Raw genomic sequence first — 18,503 nt, forward strand, 5'->3', positions numbered from 1 at the left:
CAATAAGCCCTAAAAACACAACAAGATGAGGTCTACGATGGGAAGCAATTCTTCTTTTTCTGCCCGTAGAACGGCGCTGGCTATGGCCGTTGCGCTGTGTTGCGCCTGGCAATCCCCTGTTTTCGCCCACGGCAGTGAGGCGCATATGGTCCCGATGGACAAAACGCTGCAGGACTTTGGCGCCGACGTTCAGTGGGATGATTACGCACAGATGTTCACCATTGCGAAAGACGGTGCCTTTGTGAAGGTCAAACCGGGCGCTAAAACCGCCATCGTCAACGGGAAAACCCTCAAGCTCGAGGTGCCGGTGGTGATGAAAGGCAAAAAAGCCTTTATCTCTGACAGCTTCATCAACGATGTTTTCCAGTCCGGTCTTGACCAGACTTTCCAGGTTGAAAAACGCCCTCACCCGCTAAACGCACTGACGGCGGACGAAATTAAGCAAGCCGTTGAGATTGTCAAAGCCTCGGCGGATTTTAAACCGAATACCCGCTTTACCCAGATTGCCCTTGCTGAGCCAGAGAAAGCCAAAGTGTGGGACTTTGTGCTTAACGGTAATGCGGTGGATGCCCCTCGCCAGGCGAAGATTGTGATGCTCGATGGAAAGCACGTTATCGAAAGCGTGGTGGATCTGAAGGATAAAAAAATCCTGCGCTGGGAGCCGGTGAAAGACGCGCACGGCATGGTGCTGCTGGATGATTTCACCGCGGTACAGCAGATCATCAACGACAGCACGGAGTTTGCCGAGGTGCTTAAAAAACACGGCATCACCGACCCGAAAAAAGTGATTACAACCCCGCTGACCGTCGGCTATTTCGACGGTAAAGATGGCCTGAAGCAGGAAGATCGCCTGCTGAAAGTGGTGAGCTATCTGGACGTTGGCGACGGCAACTACTGGGCGCACCCGATTGAAAACCTGGTGGCCGTGGTCGATCTTGAGCAGAAGAAAATCCAGAAGATTGAGGAAGGCGCCGTTGTTCCAGTTCCGATGACGCCGCGCCCCTACGATGGCCGCGACCGTATAGAGACGCCGAAAAAACCGCTCGACATCATTGAGCCGGAAGGCAAGAACTACACCATTACCGGCGATATGGTGCACTGGCAGAACTGGGACTTCCACCTGAGCCTGGACTCCCGCGTCGGCCCGATGATTTCAACCGTCACCTATAACGACAACGGCAAAAAACGGCAGATTATGTATCAGGGGTCGCTCGGCGGCATGATCGTCCCTTACGGCGATCCGGACGTGGGCTGGTACTTCAAGGCCTATCTTGATTCCGGCGACTACGGCATGGGCACCCTGACCTCACCGCTGGTACGCGGTAAAGACGTGCCGTCCAACGCGGTGATGCTCAACGAAACCATCCCGGACTACACCGGCGCGCCGATGGAGATCCCGCGCGCGATCGCCATTTTCGAACGCTATGCGGGGCCGGAATACAAACATCAGGAGATGGGCCAGCCAAACGTCAGCACCGAGCGCCGCGAGCTGGTGGTGCGCTGGGTGAGTACCGTGGGCAACTACGATTACATCTTCGACTGGGTGTTCCATGAAAATGGCACCATCGGCATTGATGCCGGCGCGACGGGTATCGAGGCGGTGAAAGGCGTGCAGGCGAAAACCATGCACGACGCCACCGCCAAAGACGACACCAAATACGGCACGCTGATCGACCATAACATCGTGGGCACCACGCACCAGCATATCTACAACTTCCGTCTTGATATGGACGTGGACGGCATCAACAACAAGCTGGTGGCGATGGATCCGGAAGTGAAGCCGAATACCGCCGGGGGCCCGCGCACCAGCACCATGCAGATTAATCAGTACGATATTGATACCGAGCAGCAGGCGGCACAGAAGTTCGACCCGGGCACGATTCGACTGCTGAGCAACACAAGTAAAGAGAACCGCATGGGCAATCCGGTCTCATACCAGATTATCCCTTACGCGGGGGGGACGCACCCGGTGGCGACCGGCGCGAAATTTGCACCGGACGAGTGGATCTACCATCGTCTGAGCTTTATGGACAAACAGCTGTGGGTGACCCGCTACCACCCGGATGAGCTCTACCCGGAAGGGAAATTCCCTAACCGCTCCGTGCACGACACCGGTCTGGGCCAGTACAGTAAGGATAACGAATCTCTCAACGATCAGGATGACGTGGTCTGGATGACCACCGGCACCACCCACGTCGCCCGCGCGGAAGAGTGGCCGATCATGCCGACGGAATGGGTGCATACCCTGCTTAAACCGTGGAACTTCTTCGACGAGACGCCAACGCTCGGGAAGAAAAAAGACGAAAAATAACCATCCGCCGGGCAATTGCCCGGTTTTTTTTGCCCTGGCGTTTGAGGATCGTCCTGGCTTGCTTATAGTTACTGATATCTCACCTGCATGATTTATCCCCCGGACGGGAAAGGGCTTTATGGAAAAAAGAAAAAAACCGACGCTGGAACGGGCAACCTGGCCAACGCGCCAGGCCATGGTTATGCATGGACTGGCGATGAACCTGCCGTGGCTGGCCTTCGTCAATATCAGCTTCGCGGTGATGATTCTGCTGCGACACATTCTGCTTAAGGTCAGCGATCCCCTTTATCCCCACTCGCCGCAGTTGACGAGAATCGTCGATGCCTCCATGCTCGGTATTATCATCCTCTCGGCTGCGCTGATCCTTATGGCCTGGCGGCGCATCGCCGGCATCAGCGTGGTGTTGTTTATCTGCAGCGCCATCTGGTCGGTCTCCTGCTTCTGGTTTATCACCCAGCTGCTGCTCCCGCACGTCTGGCCGCTGTGCGTTATTCTGTTACTCGCCGGTTTGACGGCGCTCTATTTTTACCCCGAGGGGCTGCTCGCCTTTGTGCTCCCGCTCTGGATCACCCTGCCGATAGCAAGCTGGATACGAAACGATGGTCTCAATCTTCACTTCGTTATTATCTGGAGCGTCTTTACACTGATTCTGATCTGCGGGCGTTTTATTCTGCTTAGCTGGTTTGACGAAGCCTGGCGACGTAACCAGCAAAATCAACTGCTGATATCGCGGCTGGACGCGCTGGCGCATCAGGACCCGTTAACCAAGACCGCCAATCGCCGGAAAATGGAGGTGGTGCTGGAGAACGCGGTTGAGCAGAAGAAGCCCTTCTCGCTGATTATGCTGGATATCGACTACTTCAAGCGCTACAACGATACCTACGGGCACCAGGCAGGCGACGACTGTCTGACCCGCGTGGCGCGCGTGCTGAAGCAGTCGGTGCGCGCACCTGATGATGTGGTTTCACGCTACGGCGGTGAGGAGTTCGTGGTCATCCTCTTCAATTGCCCGGCAAACATCGCGGAAAAGGTTGCCCTGCGTATTCAGGACGGCCTGCGTACGGAAGCCATACCGCACGACGCCTCCACGGTCAGCGACCATGTCACCGTAAGCATGGGGATTGCGAGCATGGCCGAGGGGTTAGCGGGCACCGAGATCATCGCCCGCGCCGATGCGGCGCTGTATCGGGCGAAAGAGGCCGGGCGGGATCGGTGGTCGCGGTAGGCAAAGCCGGGTGGCGACTTCGCCTTACCCGGCCTACAAATTGCACGAACCGTAGGCCGGGTAAGCGCAGCGCCACCCGGCTTGTTTTCAATATCTCACACACACTGACTTCGTTTCACACCAGCCGTCCAGCCAGTCCGGGCCAAAGTCGCGCCCTGTTCCGGACTGCTTCATCCCGCCGAACGGCAGGTTGGCGTCGATCAGCGTATGGCTGTTCACCCAGACGGTGCCCGCCTGCAGCCTGTCGGTATACTCCAGCGCCTTGCTGATATTCTGCGTCCAGACGCTCGCCGTCAGGCCATATTCGGTGTCGTTTGCCAGCTGGAGCGCCTCTTCACCGTCCGCGACGCGCACCACGTTGACCACCGGGCCAAACACCTCTTCGCGGGTCAGGCGCAGCGAGGCATCCGGGTTCACCACCAGCGTAGGTGAAACGTAATAACCTTTGCCTTCCGGCCCCCGGTTACCGACGATCAGCTCCGCGTTGCGCGACTTCGCCTCATCAAGGAAGGTTTGCACCTTGTCACAGTGCGCACGCGACACCAGCGGGTTGATAAACGCTTCCGGCGACATGCCCGGCCCGACGCTCAGGGATTTCACTGCCTGCTCAAACCCGCTGACCAGCGTGTCAAACAGCGGCGCTTCAATGTAGATGCGCGAGCTCGCCGCGCACACCTGCCCCTGGTTCAGGAAGCTGCCGGTCATCAGGCCTTCGATCACCCACGCCGGGTCCGCGTCTTTCAGTACGATAGCCGGGTTTTTCCCACCCAGCTCCAGGGTCACCCCGGTTAGCGTATCTGCCGCCGCGCGGGCGATTTGCTTACCCGTCGCCGTTGAGCCGGTAAAGCTTACCTTTGCAATATGCGGATGCGAGGTCAGCGCTGCGCCACACACCGCGCCGCTGCCGGTCACCACGTTGAACACCCCGTCCGGGATGCCCGCTTCACTGGCCAGTTCCGCCACGCGCAGCATGGTCAGCGGCGTGGTTTCAGACGGCTTGATGACAATAGAACAGCCCGCGGCCAGCGCTGGCATCACTTTCCACATGCCGATCATCAGCGGGAAGTTCCAGGGCACAATTCCGGCCACCACGCCAACCGGTTCTTTACGCGTCCACGCCTGATAGCGTGCCCCCTGCGGTAGCGGGATGGAGAGATCGAGGGTTTTGCCCGCAATTTTGGTGGTCAGCCCGGCGGTATAGCGCATCCAGTTCAGGGTGCAGCTGACTTCAAACATACGAGAGATGTTGATGGATTTGCCCTGTTCCAGCGTTTCAAGCTGGGCCAGCTCCTCGCTGTGCTGTTCCACCAGATCGGCGAAATGGAGCAGGATCCGCTCGCGCTCCGCCGGGAGTTTTCCGGCCCAGGTACGGGCCACAAAGGCGCGCCAGCCGGACATGACGGCACGATCAACGTCGTCGACGCTGGCGTCGGCAGTCGAGGCGATGACCTCGCCCGTGGCCGGGTTGTAGACATTCAGCCGCTTTTCACTGTCCGATGTGGCCTGACGCCCTTCAATCCACAGGCCATGCTGTCGGTCTAAAAATTGCTGCACGGCAGGCTGAATAGCCACCAGTGATTCAGACATAGGATACTCCTTCGTTATTCTTCGCAGGGTGTTCATCCAGTCTAAGTGGGGTTTTGCATTCTCGCTTTTGTCTCTGTGACATTCGCTTTGCCACCTGTGACAGGCTCCGCAAATCGCGATAATTGCCGCTTATATCGCTGTTACCGGTGAGTGTTCTTTCCTATAGTCAGCCTCATAGCCCTGACAAAATGCAACATAAATGCAACAATGCGAAAACGTTGACGGCGCAGTGAGAGAAACGATGGCGTGTGCAAGCGAGCAGGAACAGTATCAGCAGTGGCTGGCGCAAATTAACCAGGTTTGCGGTCGATTTAACGCTCAGCCCACCGAGGGAAAATTCTACGGCGAGCTGGAGACCAGCTATGCGCGTAGCCTGAAGCTCAGTACCGTCACCGCCGGCGGCGTCAACCTGTTCCGCTCCCGTCAGGAGATCAAACAGAGTAACGATGCCTGGTTCTATACCGTGTTCCAGCTCGAAGGGAGTGCGGAAATTGAGCAGGATGACCGCCGCGCGGTACTCAGAACCGGTGATATTACGCTGATTGACGCCTCACGCCCCTGCTCGATCAACTGGCAGGAAAAATCCCGCCAGATTTCGCTCCTGGTTCCCCGTCAGATTATTGAGCAGCAGTGTCGTTTTCAGGAGATAAGCTGCGCGACCGCCCTTTCCCGCACCTTGCCCACGGTACAGCTGAGCCATCGCCTGTTGATGGAGAGTATGAGCAATGCCAGCCTGAGTGACCGGGAGAGTGAAGCGGCGCTCGAAGCGATGATCTGCCTGCTGCGCCCCGCTTTCCAGCAGCGCGAAATCATTCAGCCGCGTAAGGAGCGCCAGTTCCAGCATGTGGTGGCCCTGATTGACGACCATATTCAGTCTGAATCGCTGCGCCCGGAGTGGATTGCCGCCGAGAGCGGAATGTCCGTACGCAGCCTCTATCGCATGTTTGCCGAGAAGGGGCTGGTAGTCGCGCAGTACATTAAAAACCGCCGCCTGGATCGCTGCGCGGAGGTGCTGCGCGCAGCCGGTGATGACGAAAAGCTGGCGGGGATTGGCTACAGCTGGGGGTTCACCGACCATAGCCATTTTTCAACGGCGTTTAAGCAGCGCTTTGGCGTTTCGCCGGGTGAATACCGCAAGCGCTACCGCTAGCTATTTTTTCAGCCATTTTCCGTTAATGCCCTTCACGTACTCGCCCGGCTGCGCACGGGCAACCAGTTTTTGCCCTGCCATTTTGGCCACTTCATCGACCGGCAAATTATTGCTGTCAGCCAGCTTCTGGTAGCTTTCCGTGCGCGCCGCGTTAATGCGATTAACCAGCGCCAGCGTTTCGGCGTCCTGTTGAATCGGGGCGAGATAACCGCTGAGGGTTTCCCCCACGCGCCCCTGCGCCCGGGCGTCATTTAGGGTGAGCGTAGCCGCCTGCACGTTCATCCCCAGCGCCAGTAAAATCAGAGCTACTCGTTTCATGGCGTCCTCAGAACAGATCGCTGCGCGATTTCAGCAAAGTTTCAACGTCTTTATCGACCTTAATGTGGATCTCATGTTCGATTTTGACATTCATATTGATGGTAATCGGCTCCTTTGGCGCAGCGACTTCAATGCGCGGCGTACAGCCGGACAGTAGCGCGGCAACGGCAACGGTGAGCGCACCAGCCATCTTTTTCATTGTTGTTCCTCACTTTCCTTGCCAGTCGAACTGCGGAGACCGGGTATCGCCGCGTGTTGCTCAAACCAGGTTTGCAGATTGTCTCCAAAACGCAGGCTGCGCCAGAGGGTAAAGACATTCTCGTCATGGGTATAATTCAGGTTGACGGAGCTGCTCTTGCCATCGACCCGGCTGGTCCCCTTGATGGTCGCCTGCATGGTTAATTCACCCAGGTTATCTAAATTGATTCTCGTCCACGAACGCGAAATTTCCATGTAGCGGAGCCAGTTAATCGCGGCGCCCGCGACCATATTGTCTTTGACGATGGCGTCGGCCGTATCTTTGTCGATGCGCAGCGTCATTGGGCCCGGGTTAGTCAGCCAGCCATCCTTAATGATCCATTTTTCGTTGTCCAGCCAGAACGGCAGCGCCCCGCTGACCGGCCCCGACATGGCAAACTGTTTTGGATTGACGGCGCTAATCAGCTCGCTCGAAGAGATATTGTCCACCCGCAGCAGGGCCGGATCGTGCTGCGGCATCCGCAGCTGCTGCATGGTGATCTTCCCGCCGAGGGTTTCTACCTTCACGTTGGTGAGCAGCAGCGGATTGTCCTCCGTCCAGGGATAATCGCCCTGTAAATCCGCGGTAATGTTGCGCGCGGTCACCAGGTTTTCCACTTCGCCAATGCGCAACGTGACCGGGCCGCGCGTGCCCAGTGACCAGGTGCCCTCGCTGAAGCGGAACGGCAGCACAAAATCGACACCGTTGATCTGGTTGTCCGGCATCCAGGCGCTACCGGATTTCAGCACCCCGTGCCCGCCCGCCTCAAAGCCCTGATCGGGGGCCGCCGAGAAGGCAACCTGCGCATAGAGTTCTCCGTCACGCAGCGTCATTTTCCAGTCCGGCGGGACCAGCGGCTGGAAGACGGTGAGGGACTGTTTCGGCCACCAGGCCTGCCCGCGAAGGCGCACGCCATCCCACCTTCCGTTGACCTGTACCGGACCGATGTTGTCCGCATGGAGGTCGCCCTTAAACTGAAAAATTGTCGGGTCGGTGCCGTCGACGCTGAAGGTCAGAACCGAGGGCGGCAACGCGCTGCCGCCGGAGAACCGGGTTTGCCCGGCCTTCAGCGACAGCGCGCCGCTGAAGGCCGGTTTTTCGGCATCGCGCAACCAGCGTACAGGCTGCTCCAGCACCAGACGCGGCTTGCTGACCTCCATCGTGCCGTACTGAAGCTTGTCAAAACCGGTGGAGAGCGCCGTCAGCTCAATAAGGTTGTCGCGCCACTCGCCTTTCCCGGCGACATCCCAGCGGGCATGCATCGGCGTAAAGCCGCCTTTCCCCCAGTATCGCCACTGCCACAGGCCGTTATCAGGTAAAAAGTCGTTGGCCTGACCGTCCAGGTGGAGTTCAAAATCGCCCATCTCGTTTTCATGAGCGCGTAAAATCGCCTGTAAACGACCGTCCACGCCCTTCTGGGTGAGCTTCACGCCCGCCAGTGGCCAGCGGATTTCATCGATATCGAGTGAGTTAATGATGCGTCCGCGCGAGCGGAGCAGCGCGCCCGGCTCAAAGGCCAGCTGCGGTTCATACAGGCTGCCGGTCAGCGTTGCCGGCAATTTGGCATAAAGAATGAGATCGTTTTGCTTCGCCTCGCCGCTCAGATACAGCGGCATGTCGCTGTTTTCCATGCTGAGCCTGCCGGGCCCGATATTCAGTACCGCGTTGCCTTTCCCCGCATCGCCTTGCGTCAACACGTTCAGTCGTCCGGTCAGCGTGGCTTTCTCCAGCCCCTGCTGCCAGTTGTCGGCGCGAAGGGACACCCGCCCGCTCAGCGGCATACCCGAGAGATCCCAGTTCCAGCGTCCGTCGCTGATGTTGAGCTGTTCCGCCGTGATCTGCCACGGCAGGTCGAGAAGCGGATCGGGGTTGTCTCTCGCCATCACCACCAGCTGTCCCTGATTGTCCTCCCAGTCGAGATCGGCATCGACCAGAGACGTTAACTGTGGCACGGTAAAGGTCGCCACCGCGTGGCCTTTCACCGGCACGCCGTCCGGCACCAGCGGCAGGGTAAACTCGCCCACCAGCTTAATTGGCTGCGGCTGATCCGGGAGCTGTATATCGAACTGGCTGACCGAGAGCGTCTGACCGCGAAGCGTCCCTTTAATGCTGACCTGCTCGCCTTTATAGACTATCTCCTGGCTGGACGGGGTCAGCGACGCATTAAGCTCGCCCTGCCACTGCTGCCAGGGCGACAGCGTCAGGCGGTGAATCGTGAGCCAGGTATTGGGTAACACAGCCTGCCATTGTGCCAGCGTTTTCGGGGCGACCGTTGAGGGCGCAGACTGGGGAATTTTGCTGAGGCAGACGGAGTTTAAATCGAGCGTGCCGATATCCAGCTTCCAGCGGCTGGGATGTGACAGCGTCACGTTATCGATACGGGCAATTTCGCAGTCTTCCACAAGATAGCGAAGGTCGGGGATCACCAGCGCGTGGCGAGTCAGTTTTGGGCTCTCTTCGAACGCGATGCGCGTCCCGACAGGCAGCCAGATCCCGGCGAGCGTCGGCACCCACTGGGCGAGCGTCATCAGCAGCGTCAGCGGCAACAGTATGAACAGCAGTAAAAGCGCAAGAGCGGCTTTGTATTTACCCTTCATGGGCAGTTAATATCCTGATTTAGCGAAAGATTTAAGCCGGCAGTGCCGATCATTGTCGCATGTTTAGCCAGTCAGTTGAAGGGAATGCCATTTTTAAGGATAGATGCTCTAGAATAATTGATAGAACTTATTGAATTCAATAATATTTTAGAAATTGTAAGATAATTTTAATCATGCTAACGTGAATGCAAAATCACTGGAGAAAGTCTTATGAAACTCGCGGTATATAGCACAAAGCAGTACGACAAAAAGTATCTGCAACATGTTAACGAGGCTTACGGGTTTGAGCTTGAATTTTTCGACTTTCTGCTGTCCGAAAAAACCGCTAAAACGGCGCACGGCTGTGAAGGCGTCTGCATTTTCGTAAACGATGATGGCAGTCGTCCGGTGCTGGAAGAGTTGAAAAAACAGGGGGTGAAGTACATCGCTCTGCGCTGCGCGGGCTTTAACAACGTGGATCTCGACGCGGCAAAAGAGCTGGGTCTGAAGGTGGTGCGCGTTCCGGCGTACTCCCCGGAAGCGGTCGCGGAACATGCGATTGGCATGATGATGTCGCTCAACCGTCGTATTCACCGCGCTTATCAGCGCACCCGTGACGCCAACTTCTCGCTGGAAGGGCTGACCGGCTTTACCATGTACGGCAAAACCGCTGGCGTGATCGGGACCGGTAAAATTGGCGTGGCTGCCCTGCGCATCCTGAAAGGCTTTGGCATGCGTCTGCTGGCATTCGATCCGTACCCAAGCGCCGCAGCGCTGGATCTGGGCGTGGAGTACGTCGACCTGCCGACCCTGTTCTCGCAGTCCGATGTAATCTCCCTCCACTGCCCGCTGACGCCGGAAAACTACCACCTGCTTAACCAGGCGGCATTTGACCAGATGAAGGATGGTGTGATGATCATCAACACCAGCCGCGGCGGACTGGTTGACTCCCAGGCCGCTATCGAAGCGCTGAAGACCCAGAAAATTGGCGCGCTGGGCATGGACGTGTATGAGAACGAACGCGATCTGTTCTTTGAAGACAAGTCCAACGATGTCATCCAGGACGACGTGTTCCGTCGCCTCTCTGCCTGCCATAACGTGCTGTTTACCGGTCACCAGGCGTTTCTGACGGCCGAAGCGCTGATCAGCATTTCAGAAACCACGCTGGGGAACCTGCAGCAGCTGGAAAAGGGCGAAGCGTGCCCTAACGAGCTGGCTTAAGTGCTACGCCGGGTGGGCGGCTAAGCCTCACCCGGCGCGTTTGTTTCCCAGCTCCGGTGCGCAACGCGCCACCAGAGCAGAACGGCAGCCAGGGCAATGGCGCTCAGGACACTGAATGCCGTCGCAAACGAGTAATGTCCGGCGATCGTCCCGGTTAACGCCGGGCTCATGGATGCCCCTACTCCCTGCATCAACATCACCACACTCTGCCCGGCATTGACGTGCCCGCTTCCACGCAGCAGCACCACAATAAACGACGGTACGACAACGCCCAGGATCCCGGCTGCCAGGCCATCAAGAATTTGTACCGGGATCATCATCAACAGCGCGTCCGTGGATGCCGCCAGCGCCGCGCGCACCGGCATAACCAGCAGCGCCAGCATAATCAAGCGCCAGTAACCATAATGTTCGATCCGGCGCGAGGCCCAGATGGCGACGGGGATCATCACGGCCTGCGAGATGATGACGGTACCCGCCGCGTACAAACCGGGGTTGATCGTGGCGGGTGCCGCAGCCACCCTCATGCTCAGCATCGGTAATAGCGCGGCGTTTGCCAGGTGGAACAGCAGCAGCGTCAGTCCGGTCACAAACAGCGCCCGGTTTTTCATCAGCACCGCAAAACCGGGGACCGGCAGGCTCGCTGAAGAGGACAGCCCGCGCGCCGCGTCGTTATCGATATCGCGGTTGCGAATGGCAAGCAGCGCACACAGCGTGAGCAGCGTGGTGCTGGTCATCAGCAGGAAAATCCCGCCCACGCCCCAGTACCAGGCAATGCCGCCCGCTAGCAGTGCGGTGACGAAATTGCCGCCGTGATTGAACGCCTCGTTTTTGCCCATCTGCGCGCTGAAGCCGCTCTGCCCGGTCAACCCCAGCGTAATCCCGGCGATCAACGGCCCGACAAATGCCGCACAGATACCGGTGACGATTTGCGACACGGCTACCACGCCGCTCTGCTGGCTAAACCAGAGCAGAAGCGTGCTTAGCGTGATCAGAATGCACAGCAGCGCGAGTACAGCACGCTTGTTGCGGGAGGTGTCGGTGATGAACCCCGCCGGCAGCGTAGCGAGTAATCCCGCCAGGCCACCGGCCGTCATCAGGATGCCGATATCATCGGGAGTCCAGTGGCGTTCGGTCAGAAAAATGCCGAGAAAAGGCCCGAGCCCGTCGCGAACATCCGCGATAAAAAAACTGGTCAGGCATAATGCCTGCAGCGAACGAAGAGACATACTTCCTGCCTGTTATGTATCCGGCTCGCGTTCTGCGACGACCCGCAGCCAGACAATCGCACAATAAAATTAAAGATATAGTGTAGCGGTGCTTTTTGAAAAACAAATGACGACCCTGAGAGGGATTAACGAGGGAGGCTACCTGTCGCACCAGCCTTCCACGAGCTGCAGCAAAATGTGAATAGCCGCCGGAATTGTCAGCAGAACGAGTAAAAACGTCATTGCGGCAAACACCATTGAAAACTCCTTTTTGAATTTTTCATCCTACGAAATCGTAGCCCCTATTTTTTAATTGTCACTGGCGCTCGGCTATTTTTCTCCTTATTTACGGGGACGTCCTCTTAATGATGCGTCCCCGTTAAGGTTTGATTACCAGACGCGTTTATAACGCTGGCGTTTTACCGGTAATTGCTGCTCAAATCGCAAAGTTTTCCGTCATCTGCTTCAGAGACCTTGACTGCTCGGTCAGGGCCTGTGATGCCGCAGCCGACTGCTCGACAAGTGCCGCATTCCCCTGCGTCACGCCATCCATCTGGGTGACGGCTGCGCTGATTTGCATGATCCCCTGCATTTGCTCAACCGAGGCCATAGAAAGGCTATCCATCGTTTCTGCCAACGTAGCCACGTTGCTGGCGGCGCGTAAAATCGTCTCAGCCGTTCTGGATGCGACCGACACACCGTTTTCGACATCCTCAACGGCATGCTCAATCAGGGCCCCAATTTCTTTTGACGCCGTTGCGCTGCGCTGAGCGAGATTCCTCACTTCTGTCGCCACCACGGCGAAGCCGCGGCCATGCTCACCGGCACGGGCAGCCTCAACCGCGGCGTTAAGTGCCAGGATATTAGTCTGGAAAGCAATCCCTTCAATAACGCTAGTAATTTCTTTAATCTTCATGGCATTAGCCGAGATATTTTGCATCGTTTCGCTCATCTCGCCCACAGCAGACTCACCTTCGCGAGCCAGTGCCTCAGTCTTTCTCGCGGACGTTGCCGTGTGCTCTGCGACCTCGGTGTTGTTTCGAACGGTCATCGTCAGTTGTTCCATGCTGGCGGCAGTCTGCTGCAACGCTGCCGCCTGTTCCTCGGTCCGAGACGATAGCTCCATGTTTCCCTGCTCAATCTCCCCGGCGGCGAGATCAACCGACGCGGCAGCCTCTTTGATTTCAGTGACAAGCGTTTTCAACTGGGTCTGCATGTTGTCCAGCGCTGAAAGCAGCGTGCCCGTTTCATCCCTACGGGTAATATGTATGGTTGAGGTGAGATTGCCCGCAGCGATAGTATTCGCCGTATTTACGGCCTGCTTTAGCGGTCGGAGAATACTGCGTGAAAGAAGTATGCCCGTCAGCAGCGCGGTGATAACCGCAGCAATCATTCCCAGGACAATCATCATTCGCGTTCGGAAGCGTTCTTCAGCCAGTCGGGTTTGGCGTTCAGCCATAATGCTGTACTCATCCCTCAACGCTTGCTGAATAACGCCCCGCATGGCATCCATTTGGGTTTTTCCAGTATTGCGCTGAACATTATTGATAAACGCATCCATATTCTCTCCCCCGCGGGATACGCTCTCCCTGCGCTGGATTAACGGCAGAGCAAATGATCTTTTCCATTCCCCTTCAAGCGTGGAAAGTGAAGTTAATTTCTGCTGCTGCAACGGGTTATCACGCGTAAGCTCGGCGATTTCTTCTACTTTGCTTTTAAACCTCTCATCACCCTGCGTGAAGGGCTCGAGAACGTCCCGGTTGCCGGTGAGCGCAAAACCTCGAATACCTGTTTCCATGTTGATCAGGGTTTCGGTGACAGAGCGAAGATTATCGACCACTTTATAGCTATGGACGTTGAGCTTGCTTACGGCCGTCACTTTGTCAAAGCTCAAATAGAGCAATCCGCATACGACGGACATTAAAACCACAATTGCGCCAAATGCTATGGTAAGCCGGGTGCCGATGTTGAGATTTTTAAACATTACTCTTCCTTAATAATTAGCATAGGTTCATCTTCTGGAGATGAATTTTAATAACGGCTTATTTTTTGTGGTTAATGGATTAAGGAATCCATCATGCCCACACCCATGCTAATCGGCAGAGGAAATTAATACTTTAGGTTCAATTAAATTATATTTACCATCCAATTAGGATAATTCTGATATGTTATTCATGGCCCGCTTACAGAAAGTTAAATAATCAAATAAACTTGCAGATATAATAAATTTGAGATTTACAAAAACGGGCAAAATTAAGCGAGTTTTATTTAAAAAGATTTCAAAAGATTAACAAATGTAAATTAAGTTCATTTATTGACCAATCCGGGCTTGGCTGTTTTTATAAAAACCGGGCGCGCTGCCCGGTTGTTCTTCCAGCCTTAACGCTTCCTACGCGCTCAACCCGCGATTTTCCAGCATCGGCTCAATCTTCGGATCGTGCCCGCGCCAGGTGCGATACAGTTCAGCTAAATCAGTACTATTCCCGCGCGACAAAATCGCCTCGCGGAATTTTTGCCCGTTTTCACGGGTCAGGCCGCCGTGCTCAACAAACCACTGGTAGCCATCGTCAGCGAGCATCTGCGTCCACAGGTAGGCGTAATACCCCGCCGCGTAGCCGCCGCCAAAAATATGGGCAAAATAGCTGCTGCGATAGCGCGGCGGAACGGCGGGCAGATCCAGCCCCTCTTTTTTCAACGCAGCCGCTTCAAAATCCTCCACGCTCGAAACGGCCTCGCCGATGCCGTGCCAGTTCATGTCCAGCAGCGCGGCACTCAGCAGCTCCGTCATGTCATAACCCTTGTTGAAATGGGTCGCGTTGAGCATGCTTTCCCGCAGCGCGTCCGGCATCGGTTCGCCGGTTTCGTAATGGCGCGCATAATGGGTAAACACCTGTGGATGACTGGCCCAGTGCTCGTTGATTTGTGACGGGAATTCAACAAAATCACGCGGCGTATTGGTGCCAGAAAGCGTGGCGAACCGCTGGCTGGCAAAGAGACCGTGCAGCGTATGGCCAAACTCGTGGAACAGGGTTATCACGTCATCCCAGGAGAGAAGCGCGACACCGCCATTCGCCGGTTTTTGATAGTTACAGACGTTGTAGATCACCGGACGGGCAGCAAACTCGAAGGATTGCTCGACGAAATTCCCCATCCATGCCCCGCCCTGTTTGGAATCACGGGCAAAGAAGTCACCGTAAAACAGCGCCATGCCCTCGCCGGTGTGGTCGAAAATTTCCCATACGCGGACGTCCGGGTGATACACCGGGATATCGAAGCGTTCGACGAAGCGAATGCCAAACAGCTGGCTGGCTGCCCAGAATACGCCATCCTGCAGCACGGTATTGAGCGCAAAGTAGGGCCTGATCTGCGACTCATCGAGGGCATATTTCGCCTGGCGCACGCGCTCCGCATAAAAGGCCCAGTCCCAGGCCTGCACGGTGAAACCGCCCTGCTCGTCGTCGATGACTTTCTGAATATCGGCCTGCTCGCGTTCCGCGCGGGCGCGGGCGGCAGGCACAATGCCGCGCATAAATTCCAGCGCGGCGGCCGGGGTTTTCGCCATCTGATCGGCGATGCTCCAGCTGGCGTAATCCTCAAAGCCCAGCAGACGGGCCTGTCGCGCACGTAGCGCCGTCAGACGCAGGATCAGCGCGCGAGTATCGTTTTCATCCCCTTTCTGAGTACGCGTCCAGCCTGCGTTGAAGAGGTTTTCGCGCGTCTGACGATTGCGCAGCGCGGAAAGCGCGGGCTGCTGGGTGGTGTTCAAAAGCGGGATCAGCCAGCGATCGTTTAGCCCTCGCTCCGCGGCAGCCTGCGCCGCGTCAGCGATCTCACCGGCGCTGAGCCCGTCAAGCTGGTGCGCGTAATCCACCACCAGCCCACCCGTTTTATCGGCAGCCAGCAGACGCTGGCTAAACTGGCTGGTCAGGGAGGCCGCCTCGGTATTCAACGCCTTCAGCTCGGCCTTTTCTGTCTCATTAAGACGCGCGCCGGCCAGAATAAACCGCTGATACGTCTCTTCGACCAGACGACGGGATTCGGCATCCAGCGCGGCACGGTCCTGCCAGACGCTCTCCACGCGGGCAAACAGCACGTCATTCAGCCAGATATCGTTTGCCAGCGCGGCAAGCTCGGTGGAGAACTGTTCCTCCAGCGCCTGTAAATACGGATTGGTGTGCGCGGAAGTCATGGCGAAGAACACGCTGCTGACGCGCGCGAGCAAAGTGCCGCTTTTCTCCAGCGCCAGCACGGTGTTAGCGAAATCAGGCGCAGCGGCCTGATCGACAATCGCGTCAATGTCCGCCCGCTTCTGGCGAAGGGCTTCATCGAAGGCCGGACGATAGTGGCTGTCGTTGATCTCATCAAAATGGGGGGCCTGGTAAGGCAGCAGGCTGATGTTAAAAAAGGGATTCGTGGCCGTCATCTTTCGCTCCTGAGTACGGGTATTCTCCCAGAGTAGGCCAGGCCGCCATCCCCTGCAACGCTGTCATACAAATGTTGCCTTAACGCACCCTCTGCGGCCGTGCTATGTTAGTACAACACAAAAAGCGTTGAGGAACAGTGAGATGATTATTTTAGTTACCGGGGCAACGGCAGGTTTTGGTGAAAGCATCACGCGTCGCTTCGTCGCCAACGGGCACAAGGTTATTGCGACCGGCCGCCGTCAGGAACGTCTGCAGGAGCTGAAGGACGAACTAGGCGACAGCATTCTGACCGCGCAGCTGGACGTGCGTAACCGCGCGGCGATCGAAGAGATGATTGCGAATCTGCCAGCAGAATGGCGCGCCATCGACGTGCTGGTTAACAATGCCGGTCTGGCGCTGGGCATGGAGCCTGCCCACAAAGCCAGCGTGGAAGACTGGGAAAACATGATCGACACCAACAACAAAGGGCTGGTCTATATGACCCGCGCGGTGCTGCCGGGCATGGTCGAGCGCAATCGTGGACACATTATCAATATCGGCTCCACCGCCGGAAGCTGGCCCTATGCAGGCGGTAACGTCTACGGGGCGACCAAAGCGTTTGTGCGCCAGTTCAGCCTTAACCTGCGGACCGATCTGCACGGCACCGCCATCCGCGTCACCGACATCGAGCCGGGCCTGGTGGGTGGCACCGAGTTTTCCAACGTGCGTTTCAAAGGCGATGACGCGAAAGCAGACAAAACCTATGAAAACGCGAACGCCCTGACGCCGGAAGATGTCACCGAAACGGTTTGGTGGGTGGCAACGCTGCCAAAACACGTGAACATCAATACCGTAGAAATGATGCCGGTCAGCCAGAGTTTTGCCGGACTTAGCGTCCATCGTGGCTAACGCTGACCTTCCCGGCCTGCGGGCCGGGTCTGTTTCGGGTTCTAAAAGAATGGTAGTATGTTCAGGCTAACTCTCTGAGAAATGACAACTCATGGCCGCTGAATCGCAACTCAATCCCACCCAGCCCGTAAACCAGCAAATCTATCGCATTTTGCGACGTGATATTGTCCATTGCCTGATCCCACCGGGAACGCCACTTTCTGAAAAAGAGGTATCAGTGCGTTTTGACGTTTCCCGTCAGCCGGTGCGTGAAGCGTTTATTAAGCTTGCGGAAAACGGTCTGATTCAGATCCGCCCGCAGCGCGGCAGCTACGTGAACAAAATCTCCCTCTCTCAGGTTCGCAACGGCTGTTTCGTTCGCCAGGCCATTGAATGCGCGGTGGCGCGGCGTGCCGCAACGCTCATCAACGACAACCAGTGTTACCTGCTGGAGCAGAACCTGCATCAGCAGCGGATTGCGATTGACCGCAAGCAACTGAATGATTTCTTCCAGCTTGATGATGAATTCCACCAGAAGCTGGCGCAGATTGCGGATTGCCAGCTGGCCTGGGACACCATCGAAAACATCAAGGCCACCATCGACCGCGTGCGTTATATGAGTCTCGATCACGTCTCACCGCCGGAAATGCTGCTCCGACAGCATCACGATATTTTCAGCGCGCTGGAAAAACGCGACCCGGACGCTGTGGAAAAAGCGATGACGCTGCATCTGCAGGAAATTAGCGAATCCGTGCAGCTGATTCGTCAGGAAAATAGCGAGTGGTTTAGCGAAGAGTAATATTCGCCGCCCCCTTTCGGACGCGGCGATGGGTTTAGCGAACGACTAACACCGGAATGGTGGCGTAGCGCAGGATAGATTCCGCATTTGATCCCAGCAGATGGGTGGTGATGCCCGGATTTTTCGACCCGATGACAATGACGTCATATTCCCCTTCCTTGCTTAGCCTGATAATTTCATCGCGGACGTTGCCAAAGCGAACAAGGGTGTCAATTTTCTCCGGCGAGATATCGAACAGTCTTTTTAACGCGTTCATTTTCTTACCGGATTCCTCCGTCATATACTCTTCGAACTTTTTAATGTCGGCGTTAAATCCGCGCAGCAGGGACCGACTGCTGGCCGGCAGAATATTGACCAGGGTAATCGAGGCGCCTTCTGACTTCGCAAGGTTTGCCGCGTGGCGAACCGCTTTGTCGCTCAAATCCATTTCAAACACATCAACAGGCATCAAAATCTTCTTATACATAAGCCTGACTCCTTATTCCGATGAAAGGGTTATTTCCTGTACCCAGAATGGCACCGGGAATATAAACCAACCCTCAACGCTTCCCTGCTGAAACTATCAATAAATGAAAATAACGG

At 56.5% G+C, this 18,503-nt stretch carries 14 protein-coding genes; 6 read left to right on the forward strand and 8 right to left on the reverse strand.

Going from position 1 to position 18,503, the window contains the following annotated elements:
* Window positions 1-37: 37 nt before the first annotated feature.
* Window positions 38-2,311 (forward strand): primary-amine oxidase, encoded by a 2,274-nt coding sequence (gene tynA, locus CWR52_RS01870; RefSeq protein WP_104948668.1) that lies wholly within the window; start codon window positions 38-40, stop codon window positions 2,309-2,311.
* A gap of 118 nt (window positions 2,312-2,429) precedes the next feature.
* Window positions 2,430-3,536, forward strand: a complete 1,107-nt coding sequence (locus CWR52_RS01875) for a GGDEF domain-containing protein (protein WP_104948669.1) — start codon at window positions 2,430-2,432, stop codon at window positions 3,534-3,536.
* Window positions 3,537-3,623: 87 nt separating this feature from the next.
* Here the strand turns inward: CWR52_RS01875 and CWR52_RS01880 are convergent, their stop codons facing one another.
* Window positions 3,624-5,123: an aldehyde dehydrogenase family protein gene (locus CWR52_RS01880; RefSeq protein ID WP_104948670.1), complete on the reverse strand. Its 1,500-nt coding sequence runs from the start codon at window positions 5,121-5,123 to the stop codon at window positions 3,624-3,626.
* A gap of 241 nt (window positions 5,124-5,364) precedes the next feature.
* Between CWR52_RS01880 and feaR the strand changes: the two genes are divergently transcribed.
* Window positions 5,365-6,273 (forward strand): transcriptional regulator FeaR, encoded by a 909-nt coding sequence (gene feaR, locus CWR52_RS01885; RefSeq protein ID WP_104948671.1) that lies wholly within the window; start codon window positions 5,365-5,367, stop codon window positions 6,271-6,273.
* Here the strand turns inward: feaR and CWR52_RS01890 are convergent, their stop codons facing one another.
* The 3 genes from CWR52_RS01890 to CWR52_RS01900 are packed head-to-tail and all read right to left on the reverse strand — an operon-like array spanning window position 6,274 to window position 9,426.
* Entirely contained in the window at window positions 6,274-6,591 is a 318-nt protein-coding gene (locus CWR52_RS01890; protein ID WP_008502387.1) for a YdbL family protein, read from the reverse strand.
* A gap of 7 nt (window positions 6,592-6,598) precedes the next feature.
* Window positions 6,599-6,790 (reverse strand): YnbE family lipoprotein, encoded by a 192-nt coding sequence (locus CWR52_RS01895; protein ID WP_008502388.1) that lies wholly within the window; start codon window positions 6,788-6,790, stop codon window positions 6,599-6,601.
* Entirely contained in the window at window positions 6,787-9,426 is a 2,640-nt protein-coding gene (locus tag CWR52_RS01900; protein ID WP_104948672.1) for a YdbH family protein, read from the reverse strand. Before CWR52_RS01900 ends, CWR52_RS01895 begins: the two co-directional genes overlap by 4 nt.
* 210 nt (window positions 9,427-9,636) lie before the next feature.
* Between CWR52_RS01900 and CWR52_RS01905 the strand changes: the two genes are divergently transcribed.
* Entirely contained in the window at window positions 9,637-10,626 is a 990-nt protein-coding gene (locus CWR52_RS01905) for a 2-hydroxyacid dehydrogenase (protein WP_008502392.1), read from the forward strand.
* Window positions 10,627-10,646: 20 nt separating this feature from the next.
* Here CWR52_RS01905 and CWR52_RS01910 read toward each other — a convergent pair whose 3' ends face one another.
* From CWR52_RS01910 to dcp, 3 genes are all read right to left on the reverse strand, one after another.
* On the reverse strand, window positions 10,647-11,852 hold the full coding sequence (locus CWR52_RS01910) for an MFS transporter (RefSeq protein WP_104948673.1): 1,206 nt from the start codon (window positions 11,850-11,852) through the stop codon (window positions 10,647-10,649).
* 415 nt (window positions 11,853-12,267) lie between these two features.
* Window positions 12,268-13,815, reverse strand: a complete 1,548-nt coding sequence (locus tag CWR52_RS01915; RefSeq protein ID WP_104948674.1) for a methyl-accepting chemotaxis protein — start codon at window positions 13,813-13,815, stop codon at window positions 12,268-12,270.
* Window positions 13,816-14,220: 405 nt separating this feature from the next.
* Window positions 14,221-16,254 (reverse strand): peptidyl-dipeptidase Dcp, encoded by a 2,034-nt coding sequence (gene dcp / locus CWR52_RS01920; protein WP_104948675.1) that lies wholly within the window; start codon window positions 16,252-16,254, stop codon window positions 14,221-14,223.
* 142 nt (window positions 16,255-16,396) lie between these two features.
* Here dcp and ydfG point away from each other — a divergent pair, with 142 nt between their 5' ends.
* Window positions 16,397-17,143, forward strand: coding sequence for a bifunctional NADP-dependent 3-hydroxy acid dehydrogenase/3-hydroxypropionate dehydrogenase YdfG (gene ydfG / locus CWR52_RS01925; RefSeq protein ID WP_023292548.1), 747 nt, complete (start codon window positions 16,397-16,399; stop codon window positions 17,141-17,143).
* Window positions 17,144-17,234: 91 nt separating this feature from the next.
* On the forward strand, window positions 17,235-17,921 hold the full coding sequence (locus CWR52_RS01930) for a GntR family transcriptional regulator (RefSeq protein ID WP_025757990.1): 687 nt from the start codon (window positions 17,235-17,237) through the stop codon (window positions 17,919-17,921).
* 34 nt (window positions 17,922-17,955) lie between these two features.
* Here the strand turns inward: CWR52_RS01930 and CWR52_RS01935 are convergent, their stop codons facing one another.
* Window positions 17,956-18,387 carry a universal stress protein gene (locus CWR52_RS01935; RefSeq protein ID WP_104948676.1) on the reverse strand — a complete coding sequence of 144 codons (432 nt, stop codon included), beginning with the start codon at window positions 18,385-18,387 and terminating at the stop codon, window positions 17,956-17,958.
* Window positions 18,388-18,503 lie beyond the last annotated feature (116 nt).

It is taken from the genome of Enterobacter sp. SGAir0187, from assembly GCF_002952735.2.
Classification (GTDB): Bacteria; Pseudomonadota; Gammaproteobacteria; order Enterobacterales; family Enterobacteriaceae; genus Enterobacter; species Enterobacter quasiroggenkampii.

Excerpts from the sequence above, each read along its gene's own strand:
- tynA (WP_104948668.1), top strand. The coding sequence starts at position 38 with ATGGGAAGCAATTCTTCTTTTTCTGCCCGTAGAACGGCGCTGGCTATG.
- CWR52_RS01875 (WP_104948669.1), top strand. The coding sequence starts at position 2,430 with ATGGAAAAAAGAAAAAAACCGACGCTGGAACGGGCAACCTGGCCAACG.
- CWR52_RS01880 (WP_104948670.1), bottom strand. The coding sequence starts at position 5,123 with ATGTCTGAATCACTGGTGGCTATTCAGCCTGCCGTGCAGCAATTTTTA.
- feaR (WP_104948671.1), top strand. The coding sequence starts at position 5,365 with ATGGCGTGTGCAAGCGAGCAGGAACAGTATCAGCAGTGGCTGGCGCAA.
- CWR52_RS01890 (WP_008502387.1), bottom strand. The coding sequence starts at position 6,591 with ATGAAACGAGTAGCTCTGATTTTACTGGCGCTGGGGATGAACGTGCAG.
- CWR52_RS01895 (WP_008502388.1), bottom strand. The coding sequence starts at position 6,790 with ATGAAAAAGATGGCTGGTGCGCTCACCGTTGCCGTTGCCGCGCTACTG.
- CWR52_RS01900 (WP_104948672.1), bottom strand. The coding sequence starts at position 9,426 with ATGAAGGGTAAATACAAAGCCGCTCTTGCGCTTTTACTGCTGTTCATA.
- CWR52_RS01905 (WP_008502392.1), top strand. The coding sequence starts at position 9,637 with ATGAAACTCGCGGTATATAGCACAAAGCAGTACGACAAAAAGTATCTG.
- CWR52_RS01910 (WP_104948673.1), bottom strand. The coding sequence starts at position 11,852 with ATGTCTCTTCGTTCGCTGCAGGCATTATGCCTGACCAGTTTTTTTATC.
- CWR52_RS01915 (WP_104948674.1), bottom strand. The coding sequence starts at position 13,815 with ATGTTTAAAAATCTCAACATCGGCACCCGGCTTACCATAGCATTTGGC.
- dcp (WP_104948675.1), bottom strand. The coding sequence starts at position 16,254 with ATGACGGCCACGAATCCCTTTTTTAACATCAGCCTGCTGCCTTACCAG.
- ydfG (WP_023292548.1), top strand. The coding sequence starts at position 16,397 with ATGATTATTTTAGTTACCGGGGCAACGGCAGGTTTTGGTGAAAGCATC.
- CWR52_RS01930 (WP_025757990.1), top strand. The coding sequence starts at position 17,235 with ATGGCCGCTGAATCGCAACTCAATCCCACCCAGCCCGTAAACCAGCAA.
- CWR52_RS01935 (WP_104948676.1), bottom strand. The coding sequence starts at position 18,387 with ATGTATAAGAAGATTTTGATGCCTGTTGATGTGTTTGAAATGGATTTG.